Consider the following 17,191-nt stretch of genomic DNA (forward strand, 5'->3'; position numbering starts at 1 on the left):
GGCGGGCGACCACCTCGCCGAACTGCGTCGGCTCGCGTCCGCGCACGGCGTGGCCGACCGGGTCACCTTCATCGGGCCGCAGTCGCGTGCCGACCTGGCGCTCCTGTTCCGCGGCGCGGCAGCCGTGCTCGTGCCGTCGCACTCCGAGACGTCCTCGAGTCCACCGGCCGACCGCTCCCAGCTCAACCGCTCGGCGTGCTCCCGCCCCGCCGCGGCGAGCCCGGACGCGTACGCGGGGTCGGTCAGGATGTGCTCGATCTCCGCTGCCCACACCGCCGGGTCGCGGGACTCGAGCACGACCCCGGTCTCGCCGTCGACCACCGCCTCGCGCAGACCTCCGGCAGCCGCGGCCACGACGGGCACCCCGGACGCCGAGCCCTCGAGCGCCACCAGGCCGTACGTCTCGGAGTGCGACGGCACGAGCACGGCTGCCGCGCCGCGGAACAGGAGCGCCAGGTCGGCACGCGACTGCGGCCCGATGAAGGTGACCCGGTCGGCCACGCCGTGCGCGGACGCGAGCCGACGCAGTTCGGCGAGGTGGTCGCCCGCCTCGCTCGAGGCGTCCCCCGCGATGACGAGGGTGGGGCGTGCCTCCAGGCCGATGCCGGCGATCGCCTCGATCGCCAGGTCGAGCCCCTTCAACGGCTGCACGCGCGCCGCGGCGACGACGTACGGGACGGCCGCGCGGCGGGCGCCGGCGGTCGCCGGACGGAAGACGGACCCGTCGACGCCCGGCGGGACGATCCAGACGCGCGACGGGTCGCCGCCCAGGCGGGTGCGCACCGTGTCTGCCTCCGCCTCGGAGACCACGACGACGGCGTCGGAGTCACGCGCCAGGAGGCGCTCGCCGGCCTCGCGGCCGGCCGACTCCGGACGTTCGCCCTCGGACAGCGGGGTGTCGGCGCTCGCCGCGATCGAGTGGAAGGACTGCACGTGCGGGATCCCGCGTTCGCGTGCGATCGGCAGGGCCGCGGCCCCGGAGAACCAGTGGTGCGAGTGCAGCACGTCGTACGGCCCGAGGTCGGCAAGGGCGTCGCGGAAGGGTGCGATGAACGCGTCGTGCTCGCCCTTCGGCACGGGCTGGGCGGGGCCGGCGGACAGGAACCGCAGGCACACGCCGGGGAGCAGCGAGACGCTGTCCGGCTGCGTCGGGGCCGATCGCCTGGTGATGACGTCGACCTGGTGCCCGCGGTCGGCCAGGGCCTCGGCCTGGTGGCGGACGACCACGTTCATGCCGCCGACCTCGCCGGATCCGGGCTCGTCGCCGGGGGAGGTGTGCAGCGACACCAGCCCGATGCGCAGGGGTTCGGTGGTGGTGCTCACCGGCCAAGCCTACCCAGCGGGTCGCCGCTGGGACGGGCGCGCTGGCGCGACGACAACCGGTCTCCGGCCCGCCTCGTCCACCGGGTCGGACGGGAGGCGCGGATCACCTCCCAGCACCTGCAAGCGCTGGTCGCCGTGCCGCTCCCAGAACGCGGCCGTCCAGGCGCACAGGGCGCCGTCCAGCAGGTCCTCCCGGTGCTTGTGCGTCGGCCCGTGCAGCACGGAGGGCTCGGCGAGCCCGGCCGTCAGCGGGTGCGAGTCGAGGCGCAGCGGGGGATCGAGCGGGGTCGAGCGGAGCCGGCGCACGAGTTCGTCGAACGCCTCGGCGCGGCGGGCACGCGCCAGCGGGGCGGGGACCTTCAGGTCGAGCCGCTTGTACCGGGGACGCTCGTCGTCGTAGCCGAGTTCCTCGACCCCGACGAGCGTCGTGTACGGGTAGCACTCGAACGCCGCCGGACCGGTGCGCGCCCGCATCCCATCGGTGTCGGACACGTACCCGACGCCGAGCGCGGTCAGCCGGGCGAGCAGCGCGGTGCCGGCGCTCGCCGCGGAGGCCTGGTTCGTCGGGTTCGCGGCGACCTTCCACCGGCCGTAGCGCTGCCCGACCTGCCGTTCGGCCTCGCGGATGCCGGTGGGGTTCGTCACGACGAGCGAGGCGTCGACGGCGACGAGCGTGCGCGGACCGAGGTGTCCGGCGATCCAGTCGGTCACGGCGTCGACGCCGCGGGCCCACCCGGCGTCGGTGATCGTGCCGTCGGCGTCGGTCGCGACGAGGCCGGTCTCGTTCGCGGGCTTCCGGTCGCTGCCGAGGCCCCACGCCAGGTCCACTCCGAGGTACGCGGTCACCCACCCATCGTGCACCGTGTGCCTCCTGCTCCCGTCCCCACCTGGGAGGCGTGGCGTGCCCCGATGGAGCAGACGATGTCGGGTCGAGGGCTCCCACCCGACGGTTCCTGCTCCACCGACACGGGAAGGGGTCATGTGACCTCGTCCCGCCGGGTCCGTGTACGGTCCGCTGCATGGCGAGCGAGGCGACGACGCTGACGGTCCCGGGGCCGCACGGCGACCGGGAGGTCCGGATCAGCAGCCCGTCCCGGGTGCTCTGGCCCGGGGCCGGGATCACGAAGCTCGACCTCGCCGAGTACCTCGTCGCCGTCGGGGACGCCTTCGTCCGGGCGAACGGCGACCGGCCGATCTCGCTGCAGCGGTTCGGCGCGGGCATCGACGGGGAGTCGTTCTTCTCGAAGAACCCGCCGAAGGGCGCGCCGGACTACGTCCGCGACGTCACGGTGACCTACCCGAGCGGGCGGTCGCACCCGCAGCTCGTGGTCGACGAGCCGGCGGTCGCGGTGTGGGCGGCGCAGATGAACACCGTGGTGTTCCACCCGTGGGCCTCCCGTGCGGAGGACAGCGACCACCCCGACCAGCTCCGCATCGACCTCGACCCGCAGCCCGGCACCGACTTCGCCGACGCCGTCCCGATCGCGCACGCGCTCCGGGAGGTGCTCGCCGAGGCCGGCCTGACCGCGTGGGCCAAGACGAGCGGCAACCGCGGCCTGCACGTGTTCGCACCGATCCGCCCGGAGCACGAGTTCCTCGACGTGCGGCACGCGGTGATCGCCGCCGCCCGCGAACTCGAGCGACGGATGCCGGACCGGGTGACGACCGCGTGGTGGAAGGAGGAGCGCGGGCAGCGGGTGTTCGTCGACTTCAACCAGGCGAACCGCGACCGGACGATGGCCGGTGCCTACAGCCCCCGCGCCCTGGCGCACGCGAGCGTCTCGACGCCCGTCTCCTGGGACGAGCTGGACGACGTCGACCCGACGCGCTTCACGGTGCTGTCCGTGCCGGAGCGGCTCCGGACGGTCGGCGACCCGTGGGAGACGATGCACGAGGAGCCGGGGGAGCTGTCCACGCTGCTCGGCTGGTGGGAGCGGGACCTGGCGGCCGGGCTGGGCGAACTGCCCTTCCCGCCGGACTTCCCGAAGATGCCGGGGGAGCCGCCGCGGGTGCAGCCGTCCCGCGCGAGGAAGTCCTGACCCAGGAGCGGGTCCGGCCGACCGACCGGACCGATCGGTCTCAGACGGCGGAGAGGTCTTCGCGCCGGTCGGGGTCGACCACGCGCGTGGTGTGCATCGGGAGCGTGACGCTCGCGGTGTGCAGGCGCGTCAGGCGGGACCAGGTGCCGCGGTTCGCGTCGCTGATGCCGTCGATGATCATGTCCCGCTCCCGTCCCGCGGCGTCCCCCGCCACGTTCCCCAAGTCGCTAGTTAGCCTAACTACTCCAGCAGCATATGAGGGGTCGTCGACCCTCGCAAGCGGACTGGCCAGAAGTCGCAGTCCCCCGTTCGGGGCGGCGCGCCGGGCACGGTGTGCGGAGTCGGGCGGACCTCAGCGCAGCACCTCGCGCAGGTCGTACGCCGTCGGCACCTCGAGCTGGTCGAACCCGCACGACCGCGCGTCCCGGTCCGGCCGCCACCGCGCGAACTGCACCGTGTGGCGGAACCGGTCGCCCTCCATCTGGTCGTACCGGACCTCGAGCACGCGCTCCGGCGCGAGCCGGACGAACGACGTGTCGCGACCCGACGAGAACCGCGACCGTTCCCCGTCACCGGTGACGGGCCTCCCGTCCGCATCGCGGAGCACGACGGGGTCGAGCTCCTCGACCAACGCGAGCCGCGTCCTGTCGGTGAAGGCGGACACGCCGCCCACCTGCCGGAGCTCCCCGTCGTCGTCGTACAACCCGACCAGGAGCGAGCCGACCCCGGTCCCGCTCTGGTGCAGGCGGTACCCGATCGCGACGACGTCGGCGGTGCGGTGGTGCTTGACCTTGAGCATGGTGCGCTTGTTCGGCTCGTAGGGCTTCGTGCGCGGCTTCGCGACGACACCGTCCAGGCCGGCTCCCTCGAAGGTGGTGAGCCACTCGCGGGCGAGCGCGACGTCGAGGGTCGTCTGCGTGACGAACAACGGGTCCGCCAGGTCGGCGGCGAGGTCCTCGAGCCGGGCACGCCGCTCGTCGAACGGCAGGTCGAGCAGCTCGGACCCGTCGACGGCGAGCAGGTCGAACGCGACGAACTGCGCCGGGGTCTCGACGCTGAGCGTCCGGATGCGTGACGCGGCGGGGTGGATGCGCTGCGACAGTGCCTCCCAGTCGAGGCGTTCGGCCCCGGGCTCGCCCGCGCGCACGACGACCTCGCCGTCGAGCACGACCGGGTGGTCGCGCCCGCCGAACTGCGCACGGAACGCCTCGACCAGCTCGGGGAAGTACCGGGTCAGCGGCTTCGCGCCGCGGCTGCCGATCGTGACGTCGTCGCCGTCGACGGTCACGATCCCGCGGAAGCCGTCCCACTTCGGTTCGTAGCGCAGGCCGCCGCGCACGCTGTCCGGGTCGGGGACGGCGGCGACCGCCTTGGCGAGCATCGGTGCGATCTCCATGCGCCCTGTCTACCCGGCACGGGCTGGCGGGCCGGGCGGGCGGAGCAGACGCGGTGCGACCGGTCGGGAGGCGCGGTGCGGCCGGTCGGGTCGGCGCGCGTCGCGGGGTGGTCGCCCGACGAGCGGCCTGGAGGCGCGGTGCGGCCGGTCGGGTCGGCGCGCCTCACTAGGGTGGTCGCGTGACGACCGTGCCCCCGCCGGCAGCGCCGGCACCGGAACCGACCAGTCCCGTGCAGGCCGCCGCCCTCCGCGCGGGCGAGCTGCCGCCCGTCGAGGAGGTCCGGCCGGGGGTGTGGACCCTGGCGGTGCCGTTCCACGGCGGGGTGCCCGCGGCGACGCTCGCGTACGTGGTCGAGGACGCCGCGGGGGACCTCACGGTCATCGACCCGGGGTGGAGCGGCGACGGGTCGCTCACCGAGCTGCGCGCAGGTCTGCGGTCGATCGGCCGGTCCCTCGACCACGTCGCCCTCGTCGCGGTCACGCACCTGCACGCCGACCACCTCGGTGCCGCCGCTGCGGTCCGTGCGGCGTCCGGCGCACGGGTCGCGATGCACGCGGCCGAGGTGCACGCCCTCGAGCACGAGCGGGCGGACGCTGCCGCGAACGATGCCGACATCGCGACGTGGGGGCTGCCCGAGGACCTGCAGATGGGGGTGGTCGCGGCGTGGGGCACCGGCCGTCGGATCGGTCGCTCCGCGGGGGAGCCGCCGTACGCCGACCTCCTGCTCGGGGACGGCGACGTGCTGCCCGTGCCCGGACGGACGATCACCGCGCTCGGGACCCCGGGGCACACCGGCGGGCACCTGTGCTTCGTCGACGAGGCCGACGGGCTGCTGTTCACCGGCGACCACGTGCTGCCGCGGATCAACCCGGGCATCGGGCTCGGCGGGCGCACCGCGACGAACCCGCTCGCCGACTACCTGGCGTCGCTCCGACGACTCGACCCGTACGCCGACCTCGAGGTCTGCCCCGGGCACGAGTACCGCTTCCGCGACGTCGTGACCCGGGCACGCACCCTCGTGCAGCACCGGGAGGAGCGGACCCGCCACGTCGCGGCGGCGCTCGACGCCCTGGCGGGGACCGACCCCACGCTGTACGAGGTCGCCTCACGCGTGCCGTTCAGCGGCGGGATCGGCTCGATGACCGGGTTCCTGCTCGCGAGCGCGCTGACGCAGACGCGGTTCCACGCGGACCTGCTCGGTCGTGGCGACGAGGTCCGCCCCGCCTGACGCCCCGCCCGTCAGCGCCGCGCCCGCTGGCGCCGTCCTGCTGGCGGCGGCGCCGGCAGGCGCGGCGTCACACGATCGTCGCGGCGAGTCGTTCGAGCGTCGTGCGGGCGTCGGCGACCTCGGCGGCGGCGTGGTCGGCGAGCGGTGCGAGCTCCGGGACGCGGTGGGCGAGCGTCGCGCTCACCGTGACCGGGTAGTGCTTCATGCCGAGCGCGGACGCGAGGACGATGTCGAGCACGGGGGAGCCGTGGTCCCAGGTCTCCGTCGGGGTGCCGACGTCGTAGGTTGCCCCGCGGCTCACCACCGTGACGACCGGTCGACCGGCGAGTGGCTGCACCGCCCCGGCGAGGACCCCGGGGACGTGCACGCGGTCGATCCAGGCCTTGAGCGTCGACGGCACCGTGTAGTTGTACAGCGGCGCCCCGATGACGACGGCGTCGGCCGCGATGAGCTCGTCGACGACCTCCTGGCGCAGGCGCTCGGCCTCGGGAGCGACGGCCTCGTCCGGGCGACGGTCGGCGGCCGCCCAGTGCAGCGCCGAGCTCTCGAGGTGCGGGAGCGGGTCGGTGTGCAGGTCCCGGCGGACGACCGTGTACTCGGGGCCGCGGGCACGCCAGGCGTCGGCGAACGCCGCGGTGAGGTCGCGGGAGCGGGAGTGCGCGAGGTCGGCCGACGAGTCGATGTGCAGCAGGGAGGGCATGAGCCCACGCTACCCACGCCGGGCCCCGGCGGACGGGCAGCCGACCGGTCGTGTCCGCACGGACGCCCACGGCCCCGTCGTGTCCGGGTGGGACACGGCGGGGCTGTGGGAGGTGCCTCCGGTCCGGTCCGGTCCGACGGCCCGACGAACGGGACCGACGGCCGTGCCGGACGGCGGTGTCAGCGCTGGGTGCGACGGCGACCGATGGTGCGGGCGCCTGCCAGGCCCGCACCAGCGGCGATCAGGCTGAGGGCCCAGGCGATCGGCGCGGTCTCGTCGGCGCCGGTGAAGGCGAGCTGGCCCTTCGTCGTCATCGCCGCGGTCGGCGCGGTGCCGACGGTCGCAGCGGTCGGGACGACCGTCACCGGGAAGGAGACCGAGATGCCGTCCTGCGCCACCGTCAGGCGGTGGGTCGAGGCGTGCGGGAACGTGACCTTCGTCGCGTACTCGTCCTCGTCGAAGGCGATCTGGTCGGTGGCGACGTCGCTGGTCACGGTCGGCTCGGGACGGTTGCCGTCCGCGTCGTACTGCGTCGTCGAGTTGCCGAACTCGTCGACCAGCTCCCCGCTGATCCAGAGCGACCCGCCCCGGGCCACGGTCGGGTTGCCGCCCTCCACGATCGTCGGTTCCAGCGAGTCGTCCGCGGGCTGGGTGGAGCTGGTGATGGTGCCGTCCGGGTGGATGATCCAGGTCTTGACCGGGTGCGTCAGGTGGGCGTCACCGTTCTCGTCGATGGAGTCGTAGTACTCCGCCGACGAGGTGTCCGTGGCGTAGGCGAGGACACCGACGGCGGCGGCCGGGTCGACCGTGATCTCGACGTACTGGGTCGAGGTCGTCGTCCCGTCCGTGGCGACGATCGTGAACTCGTAGTCGCCGGCGACGATCGGCGTGCCGCTCAGGACACCGGTCGTCGCGTCGAGCTCCAGGTCGTAGGGCAGGCGCAACGCCGGGTCGTCGTCGGGGTCCGTCGGGTCGGCGGACGACGGGTCGGCGTAGCCGACGGAGTACGTCACGGCACCGCTGGGCGCCGGGACGGCGAACGAGCGCGAGAACGCCTGGCCGGCGGTGGTCGTCAGCGTCAGGGCCTGGGCGACGACGACGGTGTCCTGCGCGAACTGCTCCTGCGTGCTGCCCAGCAGCGACAGGGTGATCGTCTTGCCGACCAGCTCCTTCGGCACGACGAAGGTGTCGCCGCGTCCGACCTCGTTGCCGTCGACGAGCCAGAAGGCGTCGATCGGATCGGTGAACCCGGTGGAGACGTACCCCAGGGTGCTGCCGACGGTGGGCGTGCCGACGATGGTCACCGTCGGTGCGGCCACGGCGGCGGCGGTCGGGCCGTCCGTCGCTGCGGGGGCGGGGGCGGCCGGGGACGCCGTCGATGCGGCGTCCGACGCCGCCGCGTCCGACGACGTCGGCGCCGCGGTCTCGGTGCCCGACGGCGTCGAGGGGCTCGTCGAGGAGTCGGACGGCGTCGACGAGGCACCGGACGGGCTCGTCGAGGTGCCGGTCGGGGTCGACGGGTCGGGGGTCGCGCCGGCGGCGGACGACTGGCCGGCCGGTGCGTTGGTCGTGGTGTCGGTCGGTGCGGCCGTCGACTGCGAGGGGTCGGTCGACGAGACGGCAGCCGTCGTGTCGGCGAACGCGGCGGTCGAGGTGAAGACGCCCAGACCGGTGGTCAGACCGATGAGTGCGACGGTGGTCCCCAGCGCGCAGGCGCGGCGGGTCGTGGAGGTGCTGCGGTGCACTGTTCCCCCAGTGCCCGGTGGGAACGTCGCGGTCTGCCGGGGGACCGGCCGGTCGTCGTGCTGCATGTCTTCTCCCTGGTGTGCGGTGGAGCCGTGGTGGCTCCTCACCTGGAGGTGTGCAGCACGGCGACCGATCTCACCGACGTCGGGTCACGATCCGGCAACGGCGGGGCGGCAGGGCCTCACGCGTGGTCGCGCTGGACGCTCGCCGCGCCCTCGAGGGCTGCCCGGAGGGCCGTCACGGCGGGCGAGTCCGCGCTCGACATCCGCTGGGCCGTGAAGATCGTGCGGCGTGCCGGGTCGGGCAGGTCGAGGAGCCGGCAGGACGTCGATCGACCCGCCCAGACGAGGTCCGGCATGAGGCCGACCGCGTTCCCCGACTCGATCAGGCGGATCTGCGCCTGCAGGTCGGCGGTCTCGTAGCGGACGTCCGGTTCGAAGCCGGCGCGGCGGCAGGTCTGCTCAGCGAAGTGCCGGGACGCGGCCCCGCGGGGCTCCATCACCCACGGCATGTCCGCGGCGTCGAGCAGGGCGACGCCGGGGTCGTCGTCGCTGAGCGGTACCAGGCAGACGTCGACGGGCGGGAGCGCGAGCCGGACCGAGTCGGTGGTGAGGTCGCGACGGTCGAGCCCGGGGAAGCGCGGTGCCGCGTGCGCCGGGTACTGCTCGGCGATCACCATGTCGAAGTCCCGCGCCCAGGTCTCGTTCAGCGCCGTCTCCGGCTCGCGCTGCACCATCTCGACCCGGACGTCGGGGTGCTCCAGCGCCATCGTGCGGAGTGCCGTCGGCATCAGGGCGAGGGCTGCGGACTGGAAGACGGCGACGCGCACGCGGCCCTGCACGGACGTCAGGGTCGACTCCACGCTGGCCTGTGCGCGTTCGAGCACGTCGAGCACCTCGCCCGCCGCGGCCACGAGGACCTCGGCCTGCGGGGTGAGCTGCAGCCGCCGACCGGAGCGTCGCAGGAGCTGCACGCCGGCCTCCCGCTCGAGCACCGCGAGCTGCTGCGAGACCGCCGAGGGGGTGAAGTTCATCGCACCGGCCACGGCGGCGACGGTGCCCCGGATCGAGAGTTCCCGGAGGAGCACGAGACGGCGGACGTCGAGCACGACGGAACAGTAGCAGGACTGAACGGTACGCGTCAGCAGGAGTTGCTTCCGCTTACGCTTCCGGAACTCCACACTGATCCCATGACCGACCTCCAGGCACGCGACACCGACGCCGCTCCGACCCCGCACGACGACCTGGCGGACCAGTCCGTCGCGCTCGTCCGCCAGTGGCTGGCCGAGGCCGAGACGTACCCGGCCGACGGCTCCGCCAAGCAGCTCGCCGGCGTGCTCGCCGACCCGAAGGGCCTGGCGTTCGCGGTCGGGTTCGTCGACGGTGTCGTCCGCCCCGAGGACCTCGGTGTCGCGGCCCGGCGGCTGCGTGCCATCGCACCCGACGCCCCCGGCTTCCTGCCCGCAGCGCTCCGCGGGCTCGTCCGGCTCGGTGGCGGCATGGCGCCCGTGCTGCCGAACGTCGTCGTGCCGATCGCCCGCCGCGTGCTGCGCGAGATGGTCGGGCACCTCATCGTCGACGCCACCGACGCCAAGCTCGGGCCGGCGATCGCGAAGATCAAGCGCGAAGGCGTCCGCCTCAACGTCAACCTGCTCGGCGAGGCCGTGCTCGGCGAGAAGGAGGCGGCCCGACGGCTCGAGGGCACCGAGCGCCTGCTCGCCCGCGACGACGTCGACTACGTGTCGATCAAGGTCTCGTCGACCGTGCACCCGCACTCGCCGTGGGCCTTCGACCACGCCGTCGAGGACATCATCGCCAAGCTCCGCCCGCTGTTCCGCCGTGCGGCCGCGTCGAGCCCGGCGAAGTTCATCAACCTCGACATGGAGGAGTACAAGGACCTCGACCTGACGATCGCGGTCTTCACGAAGCTCCTCGACGAGCCCGAGTTCACCGCGCTCGAGGCCGGCATCGTCCTGCAGGCGTACCTGCCCGACGCGCTCGCCGCGATGCAGCACCTGCAGGAGTGGTCCGCCGCCCGTCGTGCCCGGGGCGGGGCCGACATCAAGGTCCGGCTCGTCAAGGGCGCGAACCTGCCGATGGAGCAGGTCGAGGCGTCCGTGCACGGCTGGCCCCTCGCGACCTGGCACACCAAGCAGGACTCCGACACGAACTACAAGCGGGTGCTCGACTGGGCGCTGACGCCCGAGCGCATCGCGAACGTCCGGGTCGGCGTCGCGGGCCACAACCTGTTCGACGTCGCCCACGCCTGGCTGCTCGCCGGTGCGCGCGGGGTCCGCGACGGCATCGAGTTCGAGATGCTGCTCGGCATGGCCCAGGGGCAGGCCGAGGCCGTCCGTCGGACCGTCGGCTCGCTGCTGCTCTACACGCCGGTCGTGCACCCCGGTGAGTTCGACGTCGCGATCGCGTACCTCATCCGCCGCCTCGAGGAGGGCGCATCGCACGACAACTTCATGTCGGCGGTGTTCTCGCTCGCGTCCTCGCCCGAGCTCTTCGCCCGCGAGGAGTCCCGCTTCCGCGACTCCCTCGTCCCGCTCGGCGAGCCCGGTGGCCTCGACGCCCCGGCCCCGCACCGCGTCGCCGACCGCTACGCGGCCGTCGAGCGCCCCCGGCCGGGCCACTTCGAGAACACCCCGGACAGCGACCCGTCGGTCGCCGCGATCCGCGAGTGGGGCGCCGGCATCACCGGCCGCGTCGCCTCGTCGACGCTCGGCGAGCGCGGCGTCCAGGAGGCCCGGATCACCGCCGCCGAGCAGCTCACGTCGGTCCTCGACCGCGTGCGCACCGCCGGTGCGACCTGGGGGACCTGGTCCGGTGCCGCGCGCGGCGCGGTCCTGCACGCCGTCGGCGACGCGCTCGAGGCGAACCGGGCCGCACTCGTCGAGGTCATGGCGGCCGAGGCCGGCAAGACCATCGACCAGGCCGACCCCGAGGTCTCCGAGGCGATCGACTTCGCGCACTTCTACGGTGAACTCGCGGCGCAGCTCGACGACGTCGACGGTGCCGCGTTCACGCCGGCTGCGCTGACCCTCGTCACGCCGCCGTGGAACTTCCCGGTCGCGATCCCCGCGGGGTCGACGCTCGCCGCCCTGGCCGCCGGGTCCGCCGTCGTGCTGAAGCCCGCGCCGCCCGCCGAACGTTCGGGTGCGGTGCTCGCCTCGATCATCGAGACCGCGCTCGACGCGCACGGTGCGCCCGCGGACGTCCTCGCGTTCGTGCAGGTGGCGGAGGACGAGCTCGGTCAGCAGCTCATCACGGCACCGCAGGTCGACCGCGTGATCCTCACCGGCGCCTACGAGACGGCCGAGCTGTTCCGGTCGTTCCGCCCCGACCTGCCGCTGCTCGCCGAGACCTCGGGCAAGAACGCGATCATCGTCACACCGTCGGCCGACCTCGACCTGGCCGTGAAGGACGTCGTCGCGTCCGCGTTCGGGCACGCCGGGCAGAAGTGCTCCGCTGCGTCCCTGGTCGTCCTCGTCGGCTCGGTCGCGACGTCGCGTCGGTTCCGGTCGCAGCTGCTCGACGCCGTGTCGTCGCTCACCGTCGGCCACCCGACCGACCCGACGACGCAGATGGGCCCGGTCATCGAGCCCGCCGCCGGCAAGCTCCTCGAGGGCCTGACCACGCTCGGCGCCGGCGAGTCCTGGGCGGTCGCGCCGCGGAAGCTCGACGAAACCGGCCGGCTCTGGAGCCCGGGCGTCCGCGACGGCGTGGCCCGCGGGTCGGCGTTCCACCGCACCGAGTACTTCGGTCCGATCCTCGGCATCATGACGGCGAAGACCCTCGACGAGGCGATCGCGATGGTGAACGAGGTCGACTACGGCCTGACGTCGGGCCTGCACTCGCTCGACCCCCGTGAGATCGGCACCTGGCTCGACCGGATCGAGGCAGGCAACCTCTACGTCAACCGCGGCATCACCGGCGCGATCGTGCGCCGCCAGCCGTTCGGCGGGTGGAAGAAGTCGGCGGTCGGTGCCGGGACCAAGGCGGGCGGGTTGAACTACCTGCTCGGTCTCGGGTCCTGGACGCCGCGCGAGGCCTCCGCGGGGGTCCCGGCGAGCCGTGCTGTGCGGGAGTTCGTCCGCGCCGCGGGGCTGGACAGCGCCTCGCTCGAGCGCGCCGTCGCGTCCGACGAGCACGCGTGGTCGACGCTGTTCGGCACCGCGGTCGACGTGTCCGCGCTCTCGGCCGAGCGGAACGTCGCGCGCTACCTGCCCTTCCCCGGCGTCCACGTGCGCCTGGCCGACGACGACGTGCCCGCGCTCGTGCGGGTCGTGGCGGCGGCGCTCCGCGCCGGGACCACCGTCGACGTGTCCGTCGCCGGTGGTCTGCCCACGGCGGTCGCGGCAGCCGTGCGGGCGCTCCCCGTGGTGCGGTCCGTTGCCGAGAGCGTGAGCGATGCCGCGTTCGCGAAGCGCATCGCCGCCGGGTCGTCCACGCGCGTGCGGCTCGTCGGTGGGGACGCCGCGGAACTCACCCGTGCCGTGGGTGGTCGGCCCGACGTGGCCGTGTACGGCGGACCCGTCACCGAGGCCGGTCGGATCGAACTGCTGCCGTTCCTCCGCGAGCAGGCGGTGTCGATCACCGCGCACCGGTTCGGGACGCCGAACCACCTCACCGACGACCTGATCTAGGTCGACGAGCCGACCGGCAACGGCCCCCGACCTCGGTCGGGGGCCGTTCCCGTTCCGTCCCACCGAGGTCCGGACGTCCCGACTGTCCACTGTCCGTACCGGTCGCGCGTTCCCGGACCGGCACGGACCACGGCTGCGTACCGTCGGCGTCATGTGCGAGTCCGTCCAGTGCCCCGTGTGCGGCAAGACCTCGTGGACCGGCTGCGGCGACCACGTCCGCGACGTCCTGCGCGGCACCCGTCGCCGAGACCGGTGCGGCGGCCACGGGGTCCCGCACCACATGCTCGACGGCGCCGGGTTCCGGTGAGCGGGACGGCGTCGGCCGCCGGTGGTGCGGGCACGGACGGCATCGTCGACCCGCAGGGCTTCGCGCACGTCCGGCTCACCGTGACCGACATACGGCGGAGCAAGGCCTTCTACGAACAGCTCCTCGGCAGGCCGCCCGGGAGCGACTTCAGCGACCAGATCGACGACCCGACGATCCACGACGACCCGTGGCGCACGTACGGCGGCTGCTCGTTCACCTTCCAGGGGCAGACACTCGGCCTGCGTCCCGTCGCGGCTCCGGGGGACCGGTTCGACCCGGACCGCGTCGGCCTCGACCACCTCAGCCTGCGTGTGCGGAGCGTCGACGACCTGCACCGGGCCGTCGAACGCCTCGACGCCGCCGGGATCGAGCACGGCGCAGTGACCGACCTCGAACCGTTCGGCGTCGTCGTCCTGTCGCTCCAGGACCCGGACGACATCAACCTCGAGCTCACCGCGCCGAGGCCGTCCGCCGCCTGATGCGGCACGGGTCGCCCGTTGGCCGGTAGCCGCGCTCGCCCCGTCGCCACCCAGGGCCCGCGCGTTGGCTCGGCACCATGACCGACCAGATCGTCCAGCCCCTCGGCCTCGCCCACGTGCGGGTCACCGTCACCGACATCCACCGCAGCAAGGCCTTCTACGAGCAGCTGTTCGGCACGGCGCCGGCGATGGACTTCAGCGAGCACATCGACGAGCCCGGCATCGCCGACGACCGGGAGCGCCTGTACGGCGGGTGCATCTTCCCGGTCGGCGAGCAGCTCTTCGGCCTGCGTCCGGTCGCACCGAGCGGCCAGCGCTTCGACCCGGACACGGTCGGGCTCGACCACGTGAGCTTCGTCGTCGGTTCGGTCGACGAGCTGCACGCCGCCGCCGAGCGCCTCGACGCCGCCGGGGTCGAGCACGGCGAGGTGACCGACCTCGGCGACGCCGGCATGGTGATCCTGTCCGTGCAGGACCCGGACGACATCAACCTGGAGCTCGCCGCCCAGAAGTGACGTTCAGCGCCCGGCGGGGGAGGCGCGGCCTGCGTCCCCGCCGGGTGTCACGCATCGGCGCTCAGGCGTCGACCGGGACCGCCATCGTGTCCGCGACGAGCGTGCGGAGCTCCGGCGGCACGGGCATCGGCCGGCGGGCCCCCTCGCGGTCGATGATGACGTGCACGAACTCGCCGGTGGCGAGCAGGGTGCCGTCGGACTGCCGGAACAGGCCGAACTCCCACGTCAGGCTGGTGTTCCCGATGCGCTTCGAGCGCATGCCGACCTCGATCACGTCCGGCCAGACGGCGGACTCGACGAAGTGGCAGCTGGACGTCACGAGCACCGCGATCCAGTCCGACGAGAACGGGTCGAGCCCGGCCTCCTCACGGAACCAGTACGTCGACGCGTTGTCCATCGCGCTGTAGTAGATCGTGTTGTTGACGTGGCCGAACATGTCGTTGTCGTTCCACCGCGTGGGGTAGGTGCGGTGGAAGGGGTACTCGTCGAGGGTCATCGAACTCCGTTCCTTCGTCTGCCATCCTCTCGCGCCGACCTCGGTGTGGGCGCAGGACCTCGTGGGCGCGTCGGACCGGTCGGGCTCACGGGCGCAGCACGTACTCGAAGGTCGTGCGTGCCCGGCGGGGGTCGGGTCGGTCGCCGCTGATCAGGTCGGCGTACGTGAACGACTCCGAGATGCGGACGAGCAGCCGTGCGAGTTCCTCGGCCGTCAGCGGCGCGGGGTCGAACGCCCCGTGGTCGTGCTCCTCCTGCACGAGCGCGGTGACGACGGCGACGAACCGCCGCTGCACGTCGCTGTCCGTGGTGGTGAGCAGTCGGAGCGCCCGCGCGGGCTCGCGCGTCAGGAAGGTCCGGAAGTAGGGCGCCTCGATCAGGTCCGCCGTGAAGTGGTCGAGCACGGCCGCGATCCTGGCGGCCCCGGTCAGGTCGGTCGCCGCGCGGGACGCCGCGTCGAGCGTGGGGACGGCGAGGGACCACAGGATCTCCGAGAGGAGCTGGTCCCGGTTGCCGACCCAGCGGAACAACGACGTGCGGTCGACCCCGAGCGAGGACGCCAGCGACCCCATGTCGATCCGTGAGCCGGCGATGAAGGTGCGCCGCGCGGAACGGAACGCGCGTCGTGACTCGGGGTGGGCCTCCAGTCTGGTGGTGAGCGCGCTCGGGACGAGCGCCGCCCCGAGCGCTGCCGTGTCGTGTGCTGTGCGTTCCTGTGAAGGCACGATCCTCCCTTGCAACGTTTTCGAGAATGATGCACGCTCGGAGGTATGTCAACGACGTCCGTGGTGACCCCCCTCCTCGAATCCGACTTCTACCGGTTCCAGGACGGCCTGACGGAGCGTGAGCGCGCCTCGCTCGGTGAGCTCCGTGCGTACCTCGAGGCCGAGGTCCGTCCGATCGCCGACGAGTACTGGGCCCGAGCGGCGTTCCCGCGGCAGACCATCGCGCCGCTCGCGGAACTCGGCATGTACGGCCCGAGCATCCCGCTCGTGCGGCAGTTCGAGAACTCGGCCGTGTACCGCGGCTGGGCGGCACTCGAGCTCGGGCGCGTGGACGCCAGCGTCGCGACGTTCATCGGCGTGCAGTCCGGTCTGGCCATGAACTCGATCGCGGTCGGCGGCAGTGACGAGCAGCAGCGCGAGTGGCTGCCGCGCATGGCCACCGGCGAGGTCGTCGGTGCCTTCGGCCTGACCGAACCGCTCTCCGGCAGCGACTCCGCCCGCGGGCTCCGCACGACCGCGCGACGCGAGGGCGACACGTGGGTCCTCGACGGCGAGAAGCGCTGGATCGGCAACGCGACCTTCGCGGACGTCGTCGTGATCTGGGCGAAGGACGTCGCCGACGAGCAGGTCAAGGGCTTCCTCGTCACCACGGACACCCCAGGCTTCACCGCGACGAAGATCGAGGACAAGATCGCCCTGCGCGGGGTGCAGAACGCCGACATCGTCATGCAGGGCGTGCGGGTGCCCGAGTCGCGCCGGCTCCAGCGCGCGAACTCGTTCCGGGCGACCGCCGAGGTCCTGCGCCTCACCCGCACCGAGGTGGCCTGGCAGGCGATCGGCATCGCGGTCGGCGCCTACGAGGCGGCGCTCGACTACGCCCGCGAGCGCGTCCAGTTCGGGAAGCCGATCGCGTCCCACCAGATGGTGCAGGACCTCCTCGTGAAGTCCCTCGCGAACATCACCGCGTCGATCGCCCTGTGCACGCGCGCGTCGCAGATGCAGGACGAGGGCATCGGCGGCGACGAGCACTCCGCGATGGCGAAGGCGTTCGCGACCGCTCGGATGCGGGAGACCGTCGGCTGGTGCCGCGAGGTCCAGGGCGGCAACGGCATCGTGCTCGACAAGGGCGTCGCGCGGTTCTTCGCCGACGCGGAGGCGATCTACTCGTACGAGGGCACGCGCGAGGTGAACACGCTCATCGTGGGCCGGGCGATCACGGGCCAGGCCGCGTTCGTGTAGCGGGGCGGGTGCGTCTCACGTCCGCCGCTGCSGRRCGACATCGCCGCTGTCGKACGACGTCCACGATGACGCCTCCGCCGCTCGGGCTTCCGTGCGCGCGCATGATGCGACATCGCGGCTGTCGTACGACGTCGGAGATGACGCACGCAGCGCCCGGCGGTCGGTGCGGGCACATGATGCGACATCGCCGCTGTCGTCCGACAGCGGCGATGTCGCCCGGCAGCGGCGGACGTGAGACGCACCCGCCCCGCTACACGAACGCGGCCTGGCCCGTGATCGCCCGGCCCACGATGAGCGTGTTCACCTCGCGCGTGCCCTCGTACGAGTAGATCGCCTCCGCGTCGGCG

16 protein-coding genes are annotated in these 17,191 nt (G+C 73.4%); 7 read left to right on the plus strand and 9 right to left on the minus strand.

The window, feature by feature from the left end; translation table 11 throughout:
- Positions 1 to 1,323: glycosyltransferase (locus tag BEP24_RS13140; protein WP_141693462.1), on the minus strand; the 1,323-nt coding region annotated here is incomplete at its 3' end.
- 9 nt (positions 1,324 to 1,332) lie between these two features.
- Entirely contained in the window at positions 1,333 to 2,169 is an 837-nt protein-coding gene (locus BEP24_RS13145; protein ID WP_065964120.1) for a DUF429 domain-containing protein, read from the minus strand.
- Positions 2,170 to 2,342: 173 nt separating this feature from the next.
- Between BEP24_RS13145 and ligD the strand changes: the two genes are divergently transcribed.
- Positions 2,343 to 3,362, plus strand: coding sequence for a non-homologous end-joining DNA ligase (gene ligD, locus BEP24_RS13150; protein WP_065964121.1), 1,020 nt, complete (start codon positions 2,343 to 2,345; stop codon positions 3,360 to 3,362).
- Between the two features lie 40 nt (positions 3,363 to 3,402).
- Here ligD and BEP24_RS17130 read toward each other — a convergent pair whose 3' ends face one another.
- Both BEP24_RS17130 and BEP24_RS13155 read right to left on the minus strand, forming a co-directional pair.
- A complete protein-coding gene (locus BEP24_RS17130) occupies positions 3,403 to 3,585 on the minus strand; it encodes a hypothetical protein (RefSeq protein WP_141693463.1) in 183 nt (60 codons plus the stop codon).
- 129 nt (positions 3,586 to 3,714) lie between these two features.
- The gene (locus BEP24_RS13155) at positions 3,715 to 4,758 is read right to left on the minus strand and encodes an ATP-dependent DNA ligase (protein WP_065964122.1); all 1,044 of its coding nucleotides are present in this window, start codon (positions 4,756 to 4,758) and stop codon (positions 3,715 to 3,717) included.
- Between the two features lie 179 nt (positions 4,759 to 4,937).
- Here BEP24_RS13155 and BEP24_RS13160 point away from each other — a divergent pair, with 179 nt between their 5' ends.
- Complete coding sequence (locus tag BEP24_RS13160; RefSeq protein ID WP_083230361.1) at positions 4,938 to 5,987, plus strand: MBL fold metallo-hydrolase; 1,050 nt, start codon at positions 4,938 to 4,940, stop codon at positions 5,985 to 5,987.
- Between the two features lie 67 nt (positions 5,988 to 6,054).
- On the opposite strand, the gene BEP24_RS13165 is transcribed toward BEP24_RS13160, so the two are convergent.
- From BEP24_RS13165 to BEP24_RS13175, 3 genes are all read right to left on the minus strand, one after another.
- Positions 6,055 to 6,687, minus strand: coding sequence for an NAD(P)H-dependent oxidoreductase (locus tag BEP24_RS13165; protein WP_065964124.1), 633 nt, complete (start codon positions 6,685 to 6,687; stop codon positions 6,055 to 6,057).
- A gap of 179 nt (positions 6,688 to 6,866) precedes the next feature.
- Complete coding sequence (locus BEP24_RS13170; protein WP_141693464.1) at positions 6,867 to 8,498, minus strand: putative Ig domain-containing protein; 1,632 nt, start codon at positions 8,496 to 8,498, stop codon at positions 6,867 to 6,869.
- A gap of 116 nt (positions 8,499 to 8,614) precedes the next feature.
- Positions 8,615 to 9,541 (minus strand): LysR substrate-binding domain-containing protein, encoded by a 927-nt coding sequence (locus BEP24_RS13175; RefSeq protein ID WP_065964127.1) that lies wholly within the window; start codon positions 9,539 to 9,541, stop codon positions 8,615 to 8,617.
- 81 nt (positions 9,542 to 9,622) lie between these two features.
- On the opposite strand from BEP24_RS13175, the gene BEP24_RS13180 reads away from it, so the two are divergent.
- From BEP24_RS13180 to BEP24_RS13190, 4 genes are all read left to right on the plus strand, one after another.
- Positions 9,623 to 13,084, plus strand: a complete 3,462-nt coding sequence (locus BEP24_RS13180; RefSeq protein ID WP_065964128.1) for a proline dehydrogenase family protein — start codon at positions 9,623 to 9,625, stop codon at positions 13,082 to 13,084.
- 151 nt (positions 13,085 to 13,235) lie between these two features.
- Positions 13,236 to 13,391: a hypothetical protein gene (locus BEP24_RS17665; protein ID WP_171898817.1), complete on the plus strand. Its 156-nt coding sequence runs from the start codon at positions 13,236 to 13,238 to the stop codon at positions 13,389 to 13,391.
- Positions 13,388 to 13,870, plus strand: a complete 483-nt coding sequence (locus BEP24_RS13185) for a VOC family protein (protein ID WP_253181688.1) — start codon at positions 13,388 to 13,390, stop codon at positions 13,868 to 13,870. The genes BEP24_RS17665 and BEP24_RS13185 overlap by 4 nt, the downstream gene beginning before the upstream one ends.
- Positions 13,871 to 13,947: 77 nt before the next feature.
- Positions 13,948 to 14,385 carry a VOC family protein gene (locus BEP24_RS13190; protein ID WP_065964131.1) on the plus strand — a complete coding sequence of 146 codons (438 nt, stop codon included), beginning with the start codon at positions 13,948 to 13,950 and terminating at the stop codon, positions 14,383 to 14,385.
- Positions 14,386 to 14,446: 61 nt separating this feature from the next.
- On the opposite strand, the gene BEP24_RS13195 is transcribed toward BEP24_RS13190, so the two are convergent.
- Both BEP24_RS13195 and BEP24_RS13200 read right to left on the minus strand, forming a co-directional pair.
- Positions 14,447 to 14,881: a thioesterase family protein gene (locus BEP24_RS13195; RefSeq protein WP_065964133.1), complete on the minus strand. Its 435-nt coding sequence runs from the start codon at positions 14,879 to 14,881 to the stop codon at positions 14,447 to 14,449.
- A gap of 85 nt (positions 14,882 to 14,966) precedes the next feature.
- Positions 14,967 to 15,605, minus strand: coding sequence for a QsdR family transcriptional regulator (locus tag BEP24_RS13200; protein WP_071247434.1), 639 nt, complete (start codon positions 15,603 to 15,605; stop codon positions 14,967 to 14,969).
- 45 nt (positions 15,606 to 15,650) lie between these two features.
- Here BEP24_RS13200 and BEP24_RS13205 point away from each other — a divergent pair, with 45 nt between their 5' ends.
- Positions 15,651 to 16,844: an acyl-CoA dehydrogenase family protein gene (locus tag BEP24_RS13205; RefSeq protein ID WP_065964135.1), complete on the plus strand. Its 1,194-nt coding sequence runs from the start codon at positions 15,651 to 15,653 to the stop codon at positions 16,842 to 16,844.
- The last annotated feature ends 347 nt before the right edge of the window (positions 16,845 to 17,191 follow it).

The organism is Curtobacterium sp. UCD-KPL2560, assembly GCF_001705035.1.
Taxonomy (GTDB): domain Bacteria; phylum Actinomycetota; class Actinomycetes; order Actinomycetales; family Microbacteriaceae; genus Curtobacterium.